The sequence below is a fragment of the Bacillus sp. S2(2019) genome, assembly GCF_005144805.1.
In the GTDB taxonomy this organism is placed as follows: Bacteria; Bacillota; Bacilli; order Bacillales; family Bacillaceae; genus Bacillus; species Bacillus altitudinis.
The window spans coordinates 73,694-93,304 of sequence record NZ_SWFL01000005.1 but is presented as its reverse complement, the minus strand read 5'-3'; the positions used below and the strand labels follow the sequence as shown (position 1 = coordinate 93,304).

18 protein-coding genes are annotated in these 19,611 nt (G+C 44.6%); 16 read left to right on the top strand and 2 right to left on the bottom strand.

What is annotated here, in order from left to right:
- Positions 1-27 precede the first annotated feature (27 nt).
- The 11 genes from purC (at position 28) to ablB (ending at position 11,019) form a co-directional block, all read left to right on the top strand.
- On the top strand, positions 28-750 hold the full coding sequence (gene purC / locus FBF75_RS17245) for a phosphoribosylaminoimidazolesuccinocarboxamide synthase (protein WP_007496901.1): 723 nt from the start codon (positions 28-30) through the stop codon (positions 748-750).
- Entirely contained in the window at positions 743-997 is a 255-nt protein-coding gene (gene purS, locus FBF75_RS17240; protein ID WP_008344293.1) for a phosphoribosylformylglycinamidine synthase subunit PurS, read from the top strand. Before purC ends, purS begins: the two co-directional genes overlap by 8 nt.
- On the top strand, positions 994-1,677 hold the full coding sequence (gene purQ / locus FBF75_RS17235; RefSeq protein WP_136944983.1) for a phosphoribosylformylglycinamidine synthase subunit PurQ: 684 nt from the start codon (positions 994-996) through the stop codon (positions 1,675-1,677). The genes purS and purQ overlap by 4 nt, the downstream gene beginning before the upstream one ends.
- Positions 1,661-3,892, top strand: a complete 2,232-nt coding sequence (gene purL / locus FBF75_RS17230; protein ID WP_024719398.1) for a phosphoribosylformylglycinamidine synthase subunit PurL — start codon at positions 1,661-1,663, stop codon at positions 3,890-3,892. The genes purQ and purL overlap by 17 nt, the downstream gene beginning before the upstream one ends.
- Entirely contained in the window at positions 3,868-5,298 is a 1,431-nt protein-coding gene (gene purF / locus FBF75_RS17225) for an amidophosphoribosyltransferase (RefSeq protein WP_008344290.1), read from the top strand. Before purL ends, purF begins: the two co-directional genes overlap by 25 nt.
- A 96-nt stretch (positions 5,299-5,394) precedes the next feature.
- Positions 5,395-6,435 carry a phosphoribosylformylglycinamidine cyclo-ligase gene (gene purM, locus FBF75_RS17220; RefSeq protein ID WP_017359818.1) on the top strand — a complete coding sequence of 347 codons (1,041 nt, stop codon included), beginning with the start codon at positions 5,395-5,397 and terminating at the stop codon, positions 6,433-6,435.
- Positions 6,432-7,001 (top strand): phosphoribosylglycinamide formyltransferase, encoded by a 570-nt coding sequence (purN, locus tag FBF75_RS17215; RefSeq protein ID WP_008344288.1) that lies wholly within the window; start codon positions 6,432-6,434, stop codon positions 6,999-7,001. The genes purM and purN overlap by 4 nt, the downstream gene beginning before the upstream one ends.
- Positions 7,002-7,016: 15 nt before the next feature.
- Positions 7,017-8,555: a bifunctional phosphoribosylaminoimidazolecarboxamide formyltransferase/IMP cyclohydrolase gene (gene purH / locus FBF75_RS17210; RefSeq protein ID WP_007496894.1), complete on the top strand. Its 1,539-nt coding sequence runs from the start codon at positions 7,017-7,019 to the stop codon at positions 8,553-8,555.
- A 12-nt stretch (positions 8,556-8,567) separates the two neighbouring features.
- Positions 8,568-9,842 carry a phosphoribosylamine--glycine ligase gene (gene purD / locus FBF75_RS17205; protein WP_136944982.1) on the top strand — a complete coding sequence of 425 codons (1,275 nt, stop codon included), beginning with the start codon at positions 8,568-8,570 and terminating at the stop codon, positions 9,840-9,842.
- 121 nt (positions 9,843-9,963) lie between these two features.
- On the top strand, positions 9,964-10,158 hold the full coding sequence (locus FBF75_RS17200; protein ID WP_046526925.1) for a hypothetical protein: 195 nt from the start codon (positions 9,964-9,966) through the stop codon (positions 10,156-10,158).
- Positions 10,159-10,173: 15 nt separating this feature from the next.
- Entirely contained in the window at positions 10,174-11,019 is an 846-nt protein-coding gene (gene ablB, locus FBF75_RS17195) for a putative beta-lysine N-acetyltransferase (RefSeq protein ID WP_046526924.1), read from the top strand.
- Here the strand turns inward: ablB and FBF75_RS17190 are convergent.
- Positions 11,014-12,672, bottom strand: coding sequence for a PucR family transcriptional regulator (locus FBF75_RS17190; protein WP_046526923.1), 1,659 nt, complete (start codon positions 12,670-12,672; stop codon positions 11,014-11,016). The two genes, ablB and FBF75_RS17190, sit on opposite strands and share 6 nt — an antisense overlap.
- Before the next feature lie 191 nt (positions 12,673-12,863).
- On the opposite strand from FBF75_RS17190, the gene FBF75_RS17185 reads away from it, so the two are divergent.
- Genes FBF75_RS17185 through FBF75_RS17170 form a run of 4 tightly spaced genes read left to right on the top strand, consistent with a single transcriptional unit; the run spans position 12,864 to position 16,854 of the window.
- Positions 12,864-14,228 carry an aspartate aminotransferase family protein gene (locus FBF75_RS17185; protein ID WP_035703546.1) on the top strand — a complete coding sequence of 455 codons (1,365 nt, stop codon included), beginning with the start codon at positions 12,864-12,866 and terminating at the stop codon, positions 14,226-14,228.
- A gap of 12 nt (positions 14,229-14,240) precedes the next feature.
- Entirely contained in the window at positions 14,241-14,933 is a 693-nt protein-coding gene (locus FBF75_RS17180) for a CoA transferase subunit A (RefSeq protein WP_136944981.1), read from the top strand.
- A complete protein-coding gene (locus FBF75_RS17175) occupies positions 14,909-15,574 on the top strand; it encodes a 3-oxoacid CoA-transferase subunit B (RefSeq protein ID WP_025206868.1) in 666 nt (221 codons plus the stop codon). The genes FBF75_RS17180 and FBF75_RS17175 overlap by 25 nt, the downstream gene beginning before the upstream one ends.
- Before the next feature lie 14 nt (positions 15,575-15,588).
- On the top strand, positions 15,589-16,854 hold the full coding sequence (locus FBF75_RS17170; RefSeq protein ID WP_050827027.1) for a peptidase: 1,266 nt from the start codon (positions 15,589-15,591) through the stop codon (positions 16,852-16,854).
- Positions 16,855-17,049: 195 nt separating this feature from the next.
- Here the strand turns inward: FBF75_RS17170 and FBF75_RS17165 are convergent, their stop codons facing one another.
- On the bottom strand, positions 17,050-17,271 hold the full coding sequence (locus tag FBF75_RS17165; RefSeq protein ID WP_008344274.1) for a YgaP family membrane protein: 222 nt from the start codon (positions 17,269-17,271) through the stop codon (positions 17,050-17,052).
- 125 nt (positions 17,272-17,396) lie between these two features.
- Here FBF75_RS17165 and FBF75_RS17160 point away from each other — a divergent pair, with 125 nt between their 5' ends.
- Entirely contained in the window at positions 17,397-19,139 is a 1,743-nt protein-coding gene (locus FBF75_RS17160) for an adenine deaminase C-terminal domain-containing protein (protein WP_007496880.1), read from the top strand.
- The last annotated feature ends 472 nt before the right edge of the window (positions 19,140-19,611 follow it).

Genomic DNA, 19,611 nt, shown 5'->3' with positions numbered 1-19,611 from the left:
AACATTCAAATTAGGAGGCCAATCTGAATGACTGTGAAACAAGAACTTCTCTACGAAGGCAAAGCGAAAAGAATCTATCAGACCGATGACGAGCATATTTTATATGTTGAATATAAAGACTCAGCTACAGCATTTAACGGTGAGAAGAAAGCGGAAATTGAAGGCAAAGGCAGACTGAATAACGAAATTTCCAGCTTGATTTTTCAAATGCTACATGAGAAAGGGATCAATAATCACTTTGTGAAACGCCTATCTGAAACAGAACAGCTCATTCAAAAGGTAGACATTGTACCGCTTGAAGTCGTTGTGCGAAACGTGGTGGCAGGCAGTATGTCAAAACGTCTTGGGATTCCAGAGGGAACGAAACTGGACACACCTTTGATCGAGTTTTACTACAAAGATGATGCACTTGGCGATCCGCTCATTACAGAAGATCATATTCGCATTTTACATGCAGCGACACCTGAGCAGGTCGAGGAAATGAAACAGATCACAAGACAAGTGAATGAAGAATTGAAGCAAATCTTTTCAGATTGCCATGTGAATTTAATTGATTTCAAGCTTGAATTCGGAATAGATCACGAGAATCGTATTTTGCTAGCTGATGAGATTTCACCTGATACGTGCAGGCTTTGGGACAAAGACACAAACGAAAAGCTTGATAAAGACGTGTTCAGACGAAACCTGGGCGGCTTAACAAATGCATACGAAGAAATTTTCAAAAGACTTGGAGGCCATAAACATGTATAAAGTGAAAATTTTTGTCAGCTTAAAAGAGAGCGTTCTTGATCCACAAGGAAGTGCCGTGCAGCACGCTTTGCACAGTATGTCTTATCAGGAAGTAAAGGATGTCCGTATCGGGAAATATATGGAGTTAGTCATTGAGAAATCAGAACGTGACTTAGATACAGTGGTCAAAGAAATGTGTGAAAAATTGCTTGCCAATACGGTGATTGAAGATTACCGCTATGAGGTGGAGGAGGTTGTCGCACAGTGAAGTTTGCAGTGATCGTCTTGCCTGGCTCTAACTGTGATATCGATATGTACCATGCGATTCAAGATGAGTTAGGTGAACAAGTTGAATATGTATGGCACGACGAAACGAGTCTTGATGGTTTTGACGGTGTACTCGTACCAGGCGGTTTTTCTTATGGGGATTACTTAAGATGCGGTGCGATTGCTCGTTTTTCTAACATCATGCCGGCTGTGAAAAAAGCAGCTTCGGAAGGAAAACCTGTTCTTGGTGTTTGTAACGGGTTCCAAATTCTTCAGGAGCTTGGCATTCTGCCAGGTGCAATGAGACGGAATAAAGATCTAAAATTTATCTGTCGTCCAGTTGAACTCATTGTAGAGAACAACGAAACGCAATTTACAAGCGGTTATCAAAAAGGTGAATCGATTACGATTCCTGTAGCACACGGAGAAGGCAACTTCTACTGTGACGAAGACACGTTAGCGAAGCTGATTGAACGAGGCCAAATCGCTTTCACTTACGGTGACGATATTAACGGCAGTGTCAATCGAATTGCAGGTGTAACGAATGAACAGGGCAATGTACTCGGCATGATGCCGCACCCTGAGCGCGCGGTTGACTCATTACTAGGCAGCGCAGACGGACTTAAATTGTTTCAATCTATCGTGAAAAATTGGAGGGACACTCATGTCACTACTGCTTGAACCAAGTCACAAGCAAATTAAAGAAGAGAAATTGTATCAGCAAATGGGATTGAGTGATGAAGAATTCGCTTTAATCGAATCCATTATTGGCAGGCTGCCAAACTACACGGAAACGGGTATCTTTTCTGTCATGTGGTCAGAGCATTGCAGTTATAAAAACTCAAAGCCTGTTTTAAGCAAATTCCCGACAAAAGGAGAGCATGTTCTTCAAGGTCCTGGGGAAGGCGCTGGAATCGTTGATATTGGAGACAACCAAGCGGTTGTATTTAAAATCGAATCACATAACCATCCATCTGCAATTGAACCGTATCAAGGAGCAGCAACAGGTGTTGGCGGAATCATCCGTGATGTATTCTCCATGGGTGCTCGTCCAATTGCGGTATTAAACTCTCTTCGTTTTGGTGAACTGACTTCACCGCGCGTGAAGTACTTGTTTGAAGAAGTAGTGGCAGGGATTGCAGGCTATGGAAACTGTATCGGTATTCCAACAGTCGGCGGAGAAGTTCATTTTGATCAAAGCTATGAAGGCAATCCGCTCGTTAACGCGATGTGTGTAGGGTTAATCAACCATGAAGACATCAAGAAAGGGCAGGCAAAAGGTGTTGGCAATACGGTCATGTACGTTGGTGCCAAAACAGGACGTGACGGAATTCACGGTGCAACATTTGCGTCTGAAGAATTTTCTGATGAATCAGAAGAAAAACGTTCAGCGGTTCAAGTCGGCGATCCGTTCATGGAAAAGCTTTTGCTTGAAGCATGTCTTGAAGTCATCAAAAATGATGCGCTTGTGGGCATTCAAGATATGGGAGCGGCTGGCTTAACTAGCTCAAGTGCAGAGATGGCAAGTAAAGCCGGTTCAGGTATCGAAATGAACCTAGACCTGATCCCTCAGCGTGAAACAGGCATGTCAGCGTATGAAATGATGCTGTCTGAATCCCAAGAGAGAATGCTGTTGGTCATTGAAAAAGGCCGTGAGCAAGAAATCATTGATATTTTTGAAAAATATGACCTTGAAGCAGTCTCAGTCGGTCATGTGACAGATGATAAAATGCTTCGTTTACTCCATCAAGGAGAAGTAGTGTGTGAGCTTCCAGTTGATGCACTTGCAGAAGAAGCACCGGTTTATCACAAGCCGTCAAGTGAGCCTGCATACTATCGTGAGTTTTTAGAAACAAAAGTGGAAGCTCCAGCGATCACAGATGCAGCAGATACATTGAAACAGCTGTTAAAGCAGCCAACGATTGCGAGTAAAGAATGGGTTTACGATCAATACGACTATATGGTTCGTACAAACACAGTCGTTGCACCTGGCTCTGATGCGGGTGTGCTCAGAATCCGTGGGACGAAAAAAGCCCTTGCGATGACAACAGATTGTAACGCACGTTATCTCTACCTTGATCCAGAGGTTGGCGGTAAGATCGCCGTTGCAGAAGCCGCACGTAACATTGTCTGCTCAGGCGCTCGTCCGCTTGCAGTAACAGATAACTTGAACTTCGGTAACCCGGAGAAACCAGAAATCTTCTGGCAGATTGAAAAATCTGCTGATGGCATTAGCGAAGCTTGCCGTACATTAAGTACACCGGTCATCGGCGGTAACGTCTCTTTATATAACGAATCAAATGGAACAGCCATTTACCCAACGCCAGTCATTGGCATGGTTGGTTTGATTGAAGATACAGCTCATATTACGACTCAATCGTTCCAGCAGGCAGGTGATGTGATTTTCGTCATTGGTGAAACGAAGGAAGAATTCGCAGGCAGTGAGCTTCAAAAAATGACAGAAGGCCGTATCTACGGAAAAGCACCAGAAATTGATTTGGATGTAGAGCTGGCGCGTCAAGAAGCCCTATTAGCAGCGATTCAAAACGGACTTGTTCAGTCAGCACATGATGTGTCTGAAGGCGGTCTTGGTGTAGCACTAGCTGAAAGTACATTTGGAACAGACGGTCTTGGCGCTGATATCCAGCTCGATCTAAACAGCGCAGCATCACTATTCAGTGAATCACAGTCACGTTTTGTCGTCACAGTGAAACCAGAAAATCGCGAAGCGTTTGCTGCGGCTGTGCAAGATGCAAAAGAAGTCGGAACGGTCACAAATGATGGTGTATTCACTGTCAAAAATCAAGAAGGACAACAATGGATTCATGCGGCAGTCAACGAGCTTGAACGCGCATGGAAAGGAGCGATCCCATGCTTGCTGAAATCAGAGGCTTAAACGAAGAATGTGGCGTCTTTGGGGTTTGGGGACACGAAGAAGCCCCGCAAATCACCTATTACGGATTGCATAGCCTTCAGCACCGAGGACAAGAAGGTGCGGGAATTATTGCAACAGACGGTGAAAACCTGACGTCACACAAAGGCCTTGGACTGATTACGGAAGTGTTCCAAAATGGTGAGCTTAAGGATTTAAAGGGAAAAGGTGCGATCGGACACGTTCGGTATGCGACAGCAGGCGGAGGCGGCTTTGAGAATGTGCAGCCCCTCTTCTTCCGCTCGCAAAACAATGGCAGTCTTGCCCTTGCTCATAATGGAAACTTGGTCAATGCAACGCAATTAAAACAGCAGCTAGAGAACCAAGGAAGTATTTTTCAAACGTCTTCTGATACAGAAGTGCTTGCTCACTTAATTAAGCGCAGCGGATATATGGATTTGAAGGATCAAATCAAAAATGCTCTGTCTATGTTAAAAGGAGCTTATGCTTTCTTAATCATGACGGAAACAGAAATGATCGTAGCACTTGATCCGAACGGATTACGCCCACTTTCACTTGGTATGCTTGGAGATGCTTATGTTGTCGCTTCTGAAACATGTGCATTTGATGTCGTTGGTGCTACCTATTTACGAGATGTAGAGCCTGGCGAAATGCTGATCATTAATGATGAAGGCTTAAAATCTGAGCGCTTCTCGATGAACATTAACCGCAGCATGTGCAGCATGGAATACATTTATTTCTCAAGACCGGACAGCAATATCAATGGCATCAATGTGCATAGTGCGAGAAAGAATCTTGGCAAGAAGCTTGCAGAAGAAGCACATGTCGAAGCAGATGTCGTGACAGGTGTGCCAGACTCCAGTATTTCTGCAGCGATTGGTTATGCCGAAGCAACAGGTATTCCATATGAGCTAGGTTTAATTAAAAACCGTTATGTCGGCCGGACATTTATTCAGCCGTCTCAAGCATTGCGTGAGCAGGGCGTGCGCATGAAGCTGTCTGCTGTGCGTGGGGTGGTCGAAGGCAAACGTGTCGTCATGGTGGATGATTCCATCGTACGAGGAACAACAAGCCGCCGAATTGTGACGATGCTAAGAGAAGCAGGTGCGACGGAAGTGCATGTACGCATCAGTTCACCGCCAATTGCTCATCCGTGTTTTTATGGAATTGATACGTCTACACACGAAGAGCTGATTGCGTCATCTCATTCAGTGGAAGAAATTAGACAGGAAATCGGTGCAGACTCCATTGCATTTTTATCTGTAGACGGTTTAATGGACGGGATTGGCAGAAAGTATGATGATCCGCAGCGCGGTCAGTGTTTAGCATGCTTTACTGGAAAATACCCGACCGAAATTTATGAAGATACTGTCCTTCCTCATGTGAAGGAAACAGTCCTGACGAAATAATCGAATAATGGAGCAGCAGTCAACGTGATTTGATATGCTGCTCTTTCATTCTGCCGAAAATACATGAAAGACAAGCAGATAAAAGGAGTGAATGGGATGTCAGAAGCATATAAAAACGCCGGTGTCGACATCGAAGCAGGATACGAAGCCGTCAAACGAATGAAAACACACGTAGAACGTACAAAAAGAGCAGGTGTCATGGGCGCTCTAGGTGGATTTGGCGGGATGTTTGATTTATCTGAACTGCCATACAAAAAGCCTGTTCTTGTCTCAGGAACAGATGGTGTTGGTACGAAATTAAAGCTCGCTTTTTTAATGGATCAACACGATACGATCGGTGTAGATGCTGTTGCTATGTGTGTGAACGATGTACTTGCACAAGGGGCAGAGCCGCTCTTTTTCTTAGATTACTTAGCAGTTGGAAAAGCAGATCCTTTGAAAATTGAATCCATCGTCAAAGGTGTAGCTGACGGATGCGAGCAGTCTGGTTCAGCGCTTGTCGGCGGAGAGACAGCAGAAATGCCGGGTCTTTACACAGAAGAAGAATATGATATTGCTGGATTTTCTGTAGGTGTCGTTGAAAAAGATGAAATCGTCACAGGAGAGAACATCAAGGAAGGGCATTTGCTGATTGGACTCAGCTCTAGCGGAATTCATAGCAATGGCTATTCTCTTGTACGAAAAGTATTGCTTGAAGATGCGGGTCTAGATCTTCACCAAACGTATGAACCTTTTACAAGACCACTTGGAGAAGAGCTGCTTGAACCGACGAAGATTTATGTCAAGCCTGTTCTTAAACAAGTGAAAGCTGGCAAGGTTGACGGTATGGCACATGTGACAGGCGGCGGCTTTATTGAGAATTTACCACGTATGCTACCTGAAGGACTTGGTGTTGAGATTGATAACGGCTCATGGCCAGTTCCACCTATTTTCTCCTTTATTCAAGAAAAAGGGCAATTAAAAGCAGAAGAGATGTTCAATGTATTTAATATGGGCATCGGCTTTGTCCTAGCCGTCAAAGAAAATGATCTTGTGGATGTGATCAGCGGACTTGAACAAGACGGAGAGAAAGCCTTTCTTATCGGACGAGTTCAAAAAGGAGAAGGCGTCACTTTCGGTGGTGGAAGCCTCTCATGAAAAAGTTTGCGATCTTCGCCTCTGGAAGCGGGACAAATTTTCAAGCCATTATTGATACGTTAAAAGAAGAACAGTGGCCGGCAAAAGCCGCCATTGTGATCTGTGATAAACCGGGTGCGAAGGTGCTGGAGCGGGCAGAGAAAGAGGGCATTCCGTCCTTTTCTTTTACACCGAAGGCTTTCCCGAGTAAAGCCGCTTTTGAGCAAACCATCATTGAACAGCTGAAGCTGCATGAAGTGGAATGGATTTTCCTCGCTGGGTATATGCGACTGATCGGTCCGACATTGCTTGATGCATTTAGAGGGAAAATCGTGAATATCCACCCTTCTTTATTGCCAGCATTTCCTGGACTCGATGCGATTGGACAAGCCTATCAAGCAGGAGTCAAAGTGGCTGGCATCACGGTTCATTATGTCGATGAAGGCATGGATACCGGCCCGATTATTGACCAAGCAGCCATTCATATTGAACAAGGGGAAGACCTTGAATCCATTGAAAAAAGAATGCATGAATTAGAACATACACTATATCCAAAAGTGATCAAATCACTTTTAGAATTATCTTAATGAGGTGACAAAGGCATGACGATCAAACGCGCATTAATCAGTGTTTCCGATAAAACAAATCTTGTACCTTTTGTGAAAGAACTAACAGAACTTGGCGTTGAAGTGATTTCAACTGGTGGTACACACAAACTTCTTCAAGAGAACGGCATTAATGTCATTGGTATTTCTGAAGTGACTGGCTTCCCAGAAATCATGGACGGACGACTCAAAACGCTTCATCCGAACATTCATGGTGGACTGTTAGCAGTGAGAGAAAACGATGAGCATATGGCACAGATTGAAAAGCACGGCATTCAGCCGATTGATCTTGTCGTTGTGAATCTATATCCATTCAAAGAGACCATTTCCAAAGACGATGTCACGTATGAAGAAGCGATTGAAAACATTGATATTGGCGGACCGGGTATGCTTCGTGCTGCTTCTAAAAACCATCAGGATGTCACGGTGATTGTAGACCCGCGTGATTATGATTCTGTCGTTCAACAAATCAAAGAAGGCGGCGTCTCACTAGAGAAAAAACGTGAGCTTGCAGCAAAAGTATTCCGTCATACAGCTGCTTACGATGCCCTGATTGCGGATTATTTAACGAACTTTGTTGGTGAAACAGAGCCAGAACAGTTCACAGTTACATTTGAGAAAAAACAATCTCTTCGTTATGGAGAAAACCCGCACCAAGCGGCGACGTTCTATGAAAATGCGCTTCCAAGCAAAGGCTCTTTAGCTACGGCAACGCAATTACATGGAAAAGAACTTTCCTACAACAACATCAAAGATGCAGATGCAGCTCTTCAAATTGTACGTGAATTTACGGAGCCAGCGGCTGTGGCTGTAAAGCATATGAACCCATGTGGTGTTGGGACAGGTGAAACGATTGCAGAAGCATTTGACCGTGCATTTAAAGCAGATGAAACATCTATTTTCGGCGGCATTGTGGCGCTTAATCGTGAAGTAGACAAGCAAACGGCTGAGGTGCTCCATACGATTTTCTTAGAAATCGTCATTGCTCCATCGTTTAGCCAAGAAGCACTTGACGTGTTAACAGCGAAAAAGAACCTTCGTCTACTAACATTAGATGTAGAAGCAGATCTTGGGAAAAAAGAAAAGCAGCTCACAAGTGTTCATGGTGGATTGCTCGTTCAGGATATCGACACATACGGCTTAGAGGAAGCAACGATCTCTATCCCAACGAAAAGAGAGCCGACTGAAGACGAATGGAAAGACTTAAAGCTCGCTTGGAAAGTCGTCAAGCATGTGAAATCAAATGCCATCGTTCTAGCGAAGGATCAAATGACAGCAGGTATCGGCGCTGGTCAAATGAACCGTGTTGGCTCGGCTAATATTGCGATTGAGCAAGCAGGTGAAAAGGCAAAAGGCAGTGCACTAGGTTCTGATGCATTTTTCCCAATGGGCGATACAGTGGAAGCTGCTGCAAAGGCAGGCGTTACAGCGATCATCCAGCCAGGTGGATCTATTCGTGATGAAGAATCGATTCAAAAGGCAGATGAATACGGCATCGCCATGGTCTTCACTGGCGTTAGACATTTCAAACATTAAGGGGATGACAGTGTGAACGTATTAATTATCGGCAGAGGTGGAAGAGAGCATACCATCGCATGGAAAGTGAATCAAAGTGAACTTGTCAGCCAAGTATTTGTCGCACCCGGCAATGATGGAATGACAGACGCAGCAAAGCTTGTACCGATCGACGAAGGTGATCATGAGGCGTTAATTCGTTTTGCAAAAGACAATAACATCGGCTTAACAATTGTTGGTCCAGAGGTTCCTTTAATTGCAGGTGTCGTCGATGCATTTGAAGAAGCAGGTCTCAAGGTATTTGGACCGAATGCAAAAGCCGCAGTCATTGAAGGCTCAAAAGAATTTGCAAAAGACTTAATGAAAAATTATGATATCCCGACAGCCGCTTACGCCACTTTTACATCGTTTGAAGAAGCGAAGGCATATGTAGAAGAAAAGGGTGCTCCAATTGTCATTAAAGCAGATGGACTTGCCGCAGGAAAAGGTGTGACTGTGGCAATGACACATGAAGAGGCGATCAACTGCCTGCATGACTTTTTAGAGGATGAAAAGTTTGGCGATGCGAGTGCATCGGTTGTCATTGAAGAATTTTTAACAGGTGAAGAGTTTTCTCTGATGGCCTTTGTCAATGGAGAAAAGGTGTATCCGATGGTGATCGCACAGGATCATAAACGGGCATTTGAAGATGACAAAGGACCAAACACCGGCGGGATGGGCGCTTATTCACCGGTTCCACAAATTTCAGATGAAGTCGTACAAAAAGCGGTGGAAGACGTTGTCAAACCGGCAGCCCGCGCGATGGTGCAGGAAGAGCGTCCGTTTACAGGCATTTTATATGCAGGCTTAATGCTAACACCAGAAGGCTCAAAGGTCATTGAATTCAATGCACGCTTTGGCGACCCTGAAACGCAAGTAGTGCTCCCTCGTCTTGAATCAGATCTAGTCCAAGTATTCCTCGATGTTCTGGACGGAAAAGATGTGGACTTGCAGTGGAAAGACACAGCCGCTGTCAGTGTGGTTCTTGCTTCAGAAGGATACCCGGAAGACTACGCAAAAGGCACACCAATCGGTGCTTTGCAAACAACGGTCTCTGATGTTGTGACCTTCCACGCAGGAACAAAAAAAGAAAACGATCAATTTGTCACAAATGGCGGCCGAGTAGCAAATGTGACCGCATTTGACGACACATTTGAAGCGGCAAGATCAAGAGTGTATGAAGCGGTTGAAGAAATCATTCAGCCAGGTTTATTTTATCGCCGTGACATTGGCGCCCGTGCGCTGAAGGCTGCGGGGAAAAACGTTTAATCAAAACACCTTTCTATCTGACGAGATGGAAAGGTGTTTTTTTCTTCTTCTGTTCATAGGAGGGATGCGGGCAGATGATGAAGAAGTAGTATGGGATCACGAATAGATTTAGGGAGGCAACATGGAAATCAAAGCATTTATCATCTTTGCAAACGTCATGCTTGTTTTATATCTCATAACTATAAATAACATCATGGTGACTGCCATTAAGCAGAATAAATTGAAAAAAGGCTTTGCCATTAGTTATATGATCCTATCCATTTTTTCTGGCGTTGCTATTTCTTCATTTTTAATTTGGAAGTTTTTCATTAGCTAAGAGGGGAATGAGTGTATGGTGCAATTGAAGAAACTTGCAAACGAGCGTTTTTCTGCTTTGATCTGTATGGATCCATTCAATGAGCGAATTCGTTTGGATGACTATAGCGGCAGGGTGCAGGATGTGATTCAGTCCGTGCTTCAGGAAGCGGGGGACTGCAAGGCGTCTAAGGTTATTGTAAAAGTAAGGCGTGAGCATATGCCTCTTTTTTTAGCAAAAGGCTTTCGGCTTGAAGGTGTGTTTTCTCATTATTTCCTCGGAAGTGATGCGTACGGCATGTCGCTCTTTCTGACCGAAGATCGAATGAACAGCCCATTTTGGTTGAAGGAAGATGAAATCGTTGCGTCTATTCAAGAAAAGCCGATCAAAACAGACCAAGGCGTGTGGCAGGATGAGTATGTGATGAGGAAAGCCGGTCCAGAGGATGTGCACAAGCTGGCAGCGCTCTATGATACGGTCTTTGAAACGTACCCCACGCCAATGAACGAGCCAGATTACATCCGAAAGGTAATGGAGGAAGGGACGGTTTTTTATGCCGTTGAACATGACGGTCAACTTGTAAGTGCCGCATCCGCTGAAATCAATGTGCCGTATGGTCATGCAGAATTAACAGATTGTGCAACCCTTCCCACATACAGAAAACTAGGATTCATGCATCATTTGATTCTAGCCCTCGAACAAGAGCTTCAATCCATGCACATTTATGTCTTTTATTCTCTTGCCCGTGCACTGTCCTATGGAATGAATCAAGTATTTTATCAGCTCGGGTATACATACACCGGACGCTTTCAAAACAACTGCTATATTTTTGACAAAATTGAAGATATGAATCTATGGGTCAAAACGCCAAATGAATCATGAAATGGTTCTCATCTGATCAAGCAGACCAGATAGGCGGTACGCCATGATACTCAGCTGCAGCTTCATCCGATCATCAGTGGATTTGAGGCTGCAGCCTGTTCTCGTTTCAATTTGTTTCAACCGGTAGCTTAACGTATGCCGGTGAATAAACAATTCCCCCGCTGACTTTTGAATATTTTCATTGTGTGCCAAATACACTTCGAGTGTATGAATCAGGTCAGCTCCTTGTTTTTTTGTATAAAGCAACGGGCTTAACAGCTCCACATAAAAGTCATGCAAATTCATTCCGGCTTCGTTCATTTCAAGCAGCATCCCATATAGGCCGAGCTTCTGATAATGAATGATGCTGTCATCTGTTTTCAAAAGAGGAAGAAGCCTTGCTGCATACTGGGCTTCTTTTGCACTTTTAGCAAAGAGACTGATCTGGTCGTAGGCTCTTCCAATGCCAATCACAATGGGATGGACGGGGAAAAAATAAGACCAAGTACTGCGGCATTCTTCTGATGCGCGATACCAATTTGTTTCTTGATACGTGTTTTTTCCTGCGGGTGTCAGAACGAAAATGGAATCAAGCCTTGCTTTTAATAAAAAAGGAATTTGTCTGCGTTCAAAAATGGATGTGAGCAATTGGGATAGGCGCTGCACCATTTGATGATCGAGCTGTGTGTGCTGATGCTGAAATTGAAAGTAGATGACGACTTGTTCTTCGCTCATATCATATTGCAGCTTTCTTGCTTGTTCGATGACATAACTTTCTTCTGTGTATTGCTGTTGCAGCATATCATCCAATAAATGCCCCTGCATTTGGTTTTCTGTATCTTGAATGGCTTTTTGTTTCAACCATTCAATCGCATACACCGCACCGGCATGCTCAATGGCGATGGCATCGAGATGGTGCCACGTCTCTTTTTTCTTTAACGCCACAATGAACCCAAAAATATCCCCCATTGCAATCACAGGGCATGCAGCTAGAACAAACGCACCATATGTGTCATAGACGAGCCGGCCTTTTTCCTCTGCCTGCTTGAGTAGAGAAGAGGTTTCAATCGGTTCGTCATCTGTTAGAAAGCCAAAAGCAGGAGAATAGGTCACTTCGTCTGTTTCGAGATGAGCTGCTGTTTGGTGCAAAAACACATCCAGTACGACGATATTTGCCGCTGTGAGATGTGCCAGTTCATCTGTAATTTGCGTGACATTTTTATTGCTCACATTTAAATGGGTCAGTCTTTGATGAATCGCGGAAGAATATTTGAGCTGATGGAGCTGACTGCTGACGATTTGTTCTAGAACGGCTTTTGTGATGTCTGAAAAATTGACATGGGGCGGAATCTCGATGAGCGGAATACCGCTATTTTCGGCGGCTTCAATGAGTGATGCGGGAATTTCCGTTAAGTACACGCCTTTATAAATGGCAATGGCTGAAAGACGATGAGATTGAATCAATTTTTCAAGCCGGATGCGTCTTTCTTTATTTTCTGTCAGCCCAAATCCAGTTGTAACAAGTAATTCTCCTTCGGAAAGTCTAGATGTGTCTTCAATAATTTCCACAATGGTCACCCACTGGATAAGACGATCCAGTCCATTTTCTCCAGCAAGCAGTTTGGTTTCTTTCATCATATCGAGCGAGAGTGCATCTTTGACGAGAATCGCCATAGACTCATGACCTCCTTTTGAACACTCTTATACACCATGTATAAAAAACACATGTGAAATTCGGGCATATGGCGAATGGAGGATGACTGCCCTCTTGATTAAGCTAATCTTATACCAAGTATACAAAATTTTCTTGCGATTCATGTAAAAAGAAAAGTGCAGCTGCTGACAAGAGAGGGAGGAATGACAAAGTGGAGACCCGGGATTACTTAATCAAACCGATGTTAAATCAGCAATATCCTGTGGCTGTGAGAGGAGAGGGGATTTATTTATATGATCGGGACGGAAAAAAATATATAGATGGCTCATCAGGGGCAGTCACGGCAAGTATTGGACATGGCATACAAGACATTATTGATGCGATGACGGAGCAAGCGAAAAAGGTGAGCTTTACGTACAGATCACAATTTACGAATGAACCAGCGGAAGAACTAGCGTATGAATTGAGTACACTTTGCCCAGGTGATCTGAACTGGTCTTTTTTTGTAGGGAGCGGTTCAGAGGCAACGGAAACTGCTATGAAAATGGCGATTCAGCATTGGCAGGAGCAGGGGAAGACGGAAAAAAATCATATCATCTCAAGATGGATGAGTTACCATGGCATTACATTAGGGGCGCTGTCAATGTCAGGTCATATTGCAAGGAGGGAGCGCTTTGAACCACTGCTTGAAAAACACCCAGTGCTGTCACCGCCCTATAGCTACCGGTCATGGCTGCCAAAGGAAGACAGCAAGCAGGTCGAGTGGTATGTTCAGGAATTTAAGACCGTCATCCAGCGTATAGGAAAAGAGAGGATCGCCGCGTTGATTGCTGAACCGATTGTTGGCGCAGCGGGAGCGGCGCTCCTGCCGCCAGACGGATATTTCGAAGCGATGAAGCGTGTCTGTGAAGAAAACGACATTTTAATGATCGCAGATGAAGTCATGACGGGCTTTGGACGAACTGGGAAAATGTTTGCGATGGAACACTGGGGCACGGTACCAGATATCATGGTTCTCGGAAAGGGCATGAGCGCAGGTTATTCTCCAATCGCAGCAGTTGTCTCAACGGATCGTGTGATGGCACCGATTATCAGCGGCTCCGGCTCTGTCATGGCAGGGCACACATATAGTGCCAATCCGCTTTCAGCAGCCGTTTCATTAGCGGTCATTCGATATATGAAAAAACATCAGCTTCCCGACCGGGCTGACCTTTCTGGGCGATATCTGATGAATGCTTTAAAAGATCTGCAAGTAAATCATTCCATCATAGGAGATGTGAGAGGGAAGGGATTGCTTATTGGCATTGAGTTTGTCGCAGATCGTTTATCCAAAACGCCATTTCCTGCACATGCTCAGATAACCAATCTCGTCGTTGAAACGGCAAAACAAAATGGACTGCTGGTGTATCCAGCAAGCGCTGGAGAGGATGGGGTTGGAGGCGCAGCGGTTATGATCGCACCGCCGCTTTCCATCACACAGCAGGAAATGGATGAACTCATTGATTTATTCGGGCAGACCATCACACAAGTCGAACAAGAAGTGATCAATCGAGGGTTTTTCCCATCTGCTATGTAAGGAGGAACGAACATGAACAAAACTGTGGGTTTGGATGAAGTGATGACGCGATTAAAAGATGGCATGACCATCATGTTTGGCGGATTTGGCGGCGTGGGTTCACCACCATCGTTGATTGATGCCATTTTGGAAGCAAATATTCAAGATCTGACATTGATCGGAAATGATGCAGGTTTCCCGCAAATTGGTGTGGGCCGGCTCATCACAGAAGGAAGAGTGAAAAAAATCATCGCCTCCCATATCGGCTCAAATCCCATTGCCGGACAGAAAATGCAGGCTGGTACATTAGACGTTCATTTTTATCCGCAGGGCATTCTTGCAGAAAAAATCAGAGCAGGCGGAATGGGGCTGGCGGGCATTGTGACAGATGTTGGGATGGATAGCCTGAATCTCGATGAGAAACAATTGGTTCAATTGAATGGGAAGAATTATATGTTAGAGCCTGCGCTCACAGCGGATATTGCCATCGTCAATGCCTACAAAGCAGATGAAGTGGGAAACCTGATTTTTGATAAAAGCGCACGGAATACAAACCCGATTGTGGCGATGGCAGGAGACTGGACCATTGCGGAGGCAGAAGAAATTGTGGGAGCGGGGCAGCTCGATCCAGAAGAAATCGTTACGCCAGGCGTATTTGTGAATCAAATCGTGCAATCAAAAGGAGTGAACTGGACATGGGCATGGGCATGGGAGACATCGATTTAAGACACCGCATTGCTAAAAGAGCAGCACAAGAAATTGAAGATGGCATGATTGTGAATCTTGGGATCGGCATTCCGACCCTAGCAGCAGACTACATTCCATCACATTACGAGGTGTGGCTGCATGCAGAAAACGGCATTATGGGGGCAGGAGCCTCGCCTCTGCAAGGGGAAGAAGATCCGAATTTGTGCAATGCCGGTGGTTTTCCCATTACGTTAACAAAGGGCGGCTCGTACATGGACAGTACGACTGCTTTTGGCATCATCCGAAAAGGAATGCTGGATATGACGATTTTGGGTGCACTTGAAGTAAGCAGCCAAGGGGATCTTGCCAATTGGATTGTACCGGGGAAAAGAGTACCGGGTATGGGCGGAGCGATTGAGCTGGCGCAAAAAGCGAAAAAAGTGGTAGTGGTGATGAGCCATCTGGATAAACACGGTCGATCTAAAGTGAAAACGGCTTGTACATTGCCATTAACCGCTAAAGCGTGTGTCGATTTGATTATTACGGATATGGCGGTCATTGAGGTCAAGTCTCAGCTGCTCATTTTACGTGAAGTCATGCCGCCATTTCAGCCGGAAGATGTCATCAGGGCGACTGAAGCGCCATTAATTTTAGCGCCTGATGTCAAATCTGTTGTGTAGAAAGGATGAACGACTTGCAGCCAATGACACGTATCAGAAACTGGATGAAAGAGCATCAGGATGAAGCCATTACGCTTCTTCAGCAAATGGTGCAATGTGACAGCACCCAAGGAAATGAAGAAGAGGTTCAGCAGATCGTGGCCAATAAACTGTCCGCCATTGGCTTTGATGTAGACGTTTGGGAAATTGGCGGCGATGAATTACTAGAGCATCCTTATTTTTATTCCCCGCGCCGATCTTTTCAAGGGAGTCCCAACGTTGCTGGGCGATTGAAAGGAAAAGGTGGCGGCAAATCGATTTTATTAAACGGGCACGTAGATGTGGTTCCGGCAGGAGATAAGAATCAATGGACATATCCACCTTACAGCGGGCATATCATAAACGGGAGACTTTATGGACGCGGGGCAACAGATATGAAAGGTGGAAACGTTTCTTTACTCTTTGCGCTTGAGGCACTGCATACGCTTCAGATTCCCCTGAAAGGAGATGTGGTGTTTCATAGTGTCGTCGAAGAGGAAAGCGGCGGAGCAGGCACACTTGCAGCAATATTGAAAGGGTACACAGCGGATGCTGCCATCATTCCAGAGCCAAGTCATATGAACATTTTTCCGATTCAGCAAGGATCAAAGTGGTTCAGGCTGCATATTAAAGGAAGGGCAGCTCATGGCGGAACAAGGTATCACGGTGTTTCGGCTATTGAAAAGAGCACGGTGGTCCTTTCTCATATAGCGGCACTAGAAAAAGAAAGAAATCAGCGAGTGACGGAGCCTCTGTTTCAGCACATCCCGATTCCAATTCCAATCAACATTGGGAAAATTCAAGGCGGTGATTGGCCGTCCTCTGTCGCAGATCTTGTCACAATGGAAGGCAGGCTTGGTGTGATGCCAGGTGAGACAGTTGAGCAGGCAGAGAAGGAATTAGAAAATTGGATGACTGGACTCGCTGAAAAAGATGATTGGTTTCAAGAACATCCAGTGGAGGTGGAGTGGTTTGGTGCTAGGTGGCTTCCAGGGTCAATCGACTCTGATCACCCGCTTTTAGGTCTATTGAAGGAACAATATGAAGAGGTCATGCAGCACCCGCCAAAGGTAGAAGCCGCCCCTTGGGGGACAGACGGCGGATTACTGTCACAAGCAGCGGATATCCCAATCATTGTGTTTGGACCTGGAACGACAGAGCTTGCCCATTTCCCGAATGAATCCATTGAGATCAAACATGTCATTGAAGCAGCAGAAATCATTGCTGGTACGTTGGTCAAATGGTGCGAAGCAGCGGAGTGATTCACACACAAAAAAAGAAGGCTGTCTACTCAGCCTTCTCCAGCGTGCAGATAAACCCTCGCATTCGCCTGCTGGTCTGTGCGCCGTTGCTCGCCCTTCCTAGACTTCAAAGGTTTTCATGTCACGCTGAAAGGAAGACAAAGAGCTAAAATAAAATTCATTTTAGCTCTTTGTCAACAATCTGAAGAAGGCTGTCTACTCAGCCTTCTCTTTATGTGTATTCTGCTGTTCACACATATAGGTCACTGGACAAAAACGAAGAATACCAGAGCCCAATTTTAATCCGCCGAGCATGATGCCAAAAAGCAGCATTTTACTCCATGGTTTTCGAGCATATAAGGATCCAGCTACAGTACATATCGTCATTCCGCAGGCAATTCTCATGAGCGCTTCCATTAAGCCAAGATTAGGTTTCATTGCAAGTGATTCTCCTTTTTTAAATTATTTTAAGTGTGATTTCAAGAAATTGTAACGTTTCATTAATGCGTAACGTGGTTCGTTATGTTACGATAGGGCTAATACAAATGAAGGAGAGTATGTGAATGTCCGAACGTACTTTTAATTGGAGAAACAATGACATCCGCACACAAATCGATGTAGTCGACTCAAAAATAGTTCCAACACTCCTTTTAACGAATGGACTCGTGCTAAACCCGTTTTTGAAGCAATGGGTGAAGGCAAATATTTGGATACATGATGATCGAATTGTTTATGTCGGAGCAGAGCTTCCTCAAAATAAATCAGCTAAACGTGTGATTGATTGTGAAGGTAAATACATTGTGCCGGGGTATATTGAACCTCACGCGCATCCGTTCCATATTTATAATCCCCAATCACTTGCAGAATATGTGTCTCAATTTGGCACAACAACGATGGTCAGCGATAACTTATTTCTTCTTTTGCAAAGCAATGAAAAGAAAGCGCTTTCCACTCTATGCGAATTAAAAAAGCAGCCATTTCAGTATTTCTGGTGGTCCAGATACGATCTTCAAACCGAGGTCAGGTATGAAGATGAGATGCTTCCTATTAACTATCGGAAAGAATGGATTGATCATCCCGACGTCCTACAAGGCGGCGAATTAACGAGCTGGCCAAGATTAATGGACGGTGATGATCTCATTTTATATTGCATGCAAGAAACGAAGAAGCAGAGAAAACGAATTGAAGGGCATTTCCCTGGGGCTTCTGAGAAAACGCTAACAAAAATGAAGCTGTTTGGAGCGGACAGTGATCATGAAGCAATGAATGCAGACGATGTGCTCAAACGCTTGTCTCTTGGCTATCATGTGTCGTTGCGTCATTCTTCCATCCGCCCAGATTTAGTGAACATTTTAAGAGAGTTGCATGAGCGTGACTTTAGGCACTACGATCACTTTTTCTATACAACAGATGGATCAGCGCCTCACTTTTATGAAGAAGGCATGATCAATCGTCTCATTTCCATTGCCCTTGAAGAAGGCGTGCCTACTATTGATGCGTACAATATGGCGACCTTTAACATTGCGAAATACTATCAAATTGATGACTTATTAGGCGTGGTCGGTCCTGGTCGATTGGCTTCTTTGAATATTTTAGATGATCCGATGAATCCAAATCCAGAAACGGTGATTTCTAAAGGGGTGATCCTTAAATTAGAGGGGGAGAACCAGCATCAATTCCAAGAGACAAAATGGGAAAATGGCGGGCTTGAACCATTAGATTTAAGCTATGACCTGACAATGAGTGACTTGCAATTCTCAATGCCGCTTGGTGTCAAAATGCGAAATGCTGTCATTATGGAGCCTTATACAGTGGAGATTGATAACTCTGTCAATCAGCTGTCCTGTGACCATGATCAAAGCTTCTTCAGTCTGATTGATCGAAAAGGCGAGTGGCGCGTGAACACAATGTTAAAAGGATTTGCAAACAAGGTGCAAGGGTTTGTCAGCTCATTTTCAACCACTGGTGACATTTTAGTGATTGGGAAAAATAAAGATGATATGATGCTTGCTCATAAGCGAATGAAAGAAATTGGCGGGGGAATTGTGCTCGCAGAAAACGGAAAGATTTTGCATGAAATCCCGTTGCAATTATCAGGCTGTGCATCAGCTGAATCGTTTGAAACGGTTCTTCAGCAGGAGCAAACGTTACGCGAGCTACTCATTGAGCGCGGGTATCCATTTGACTGCCCGATTGATACACTTGTCTTTTTCCAAAGCACACACTTGCCGTATATTCGGGTGACACCAAGAGGAATATTTGATGTCATGAAAAAAACTGTACTCTTTCCGTCTATAATGCGTTAAAATATAACAGAGTGGAGCTGTATCATATTTGCTAGATTTCTGACCGCTGTTATAGGGCAGGAGTGAGCAAAAGATCTCTTCGCTGCTAGATATGGTGACAAAGCATAGGGCTTTGACATGACGAATGAAGTGCCCAATTGTAAAATGAATCTGTCGGTTACGCTGGCCGACCAACATATTTTGAATAATCAAGCAAGGCGGGGCGCAGGTTTGTCGTCTCGCCAAGCTTTCTACACATACTGTTTTTTAGGGAAAGACCTAACAGAGCAGAAGTGTTCTAGATATCGGAGGCAAACAAGTTTGTCAGATTGTCGCACAAGGAATATGACAAAACTTGTCGAATTTGTTTACGATAAAGAAGCTTCGGCTTACGAAAGAACCTGATGGCATTTTCAGCGTAGAACCAAACCTGTCATGATTCGTTCAAAGCTCATTGCTGAGGTTGAAAAAAATGAGTCAGGAAAGATACCGC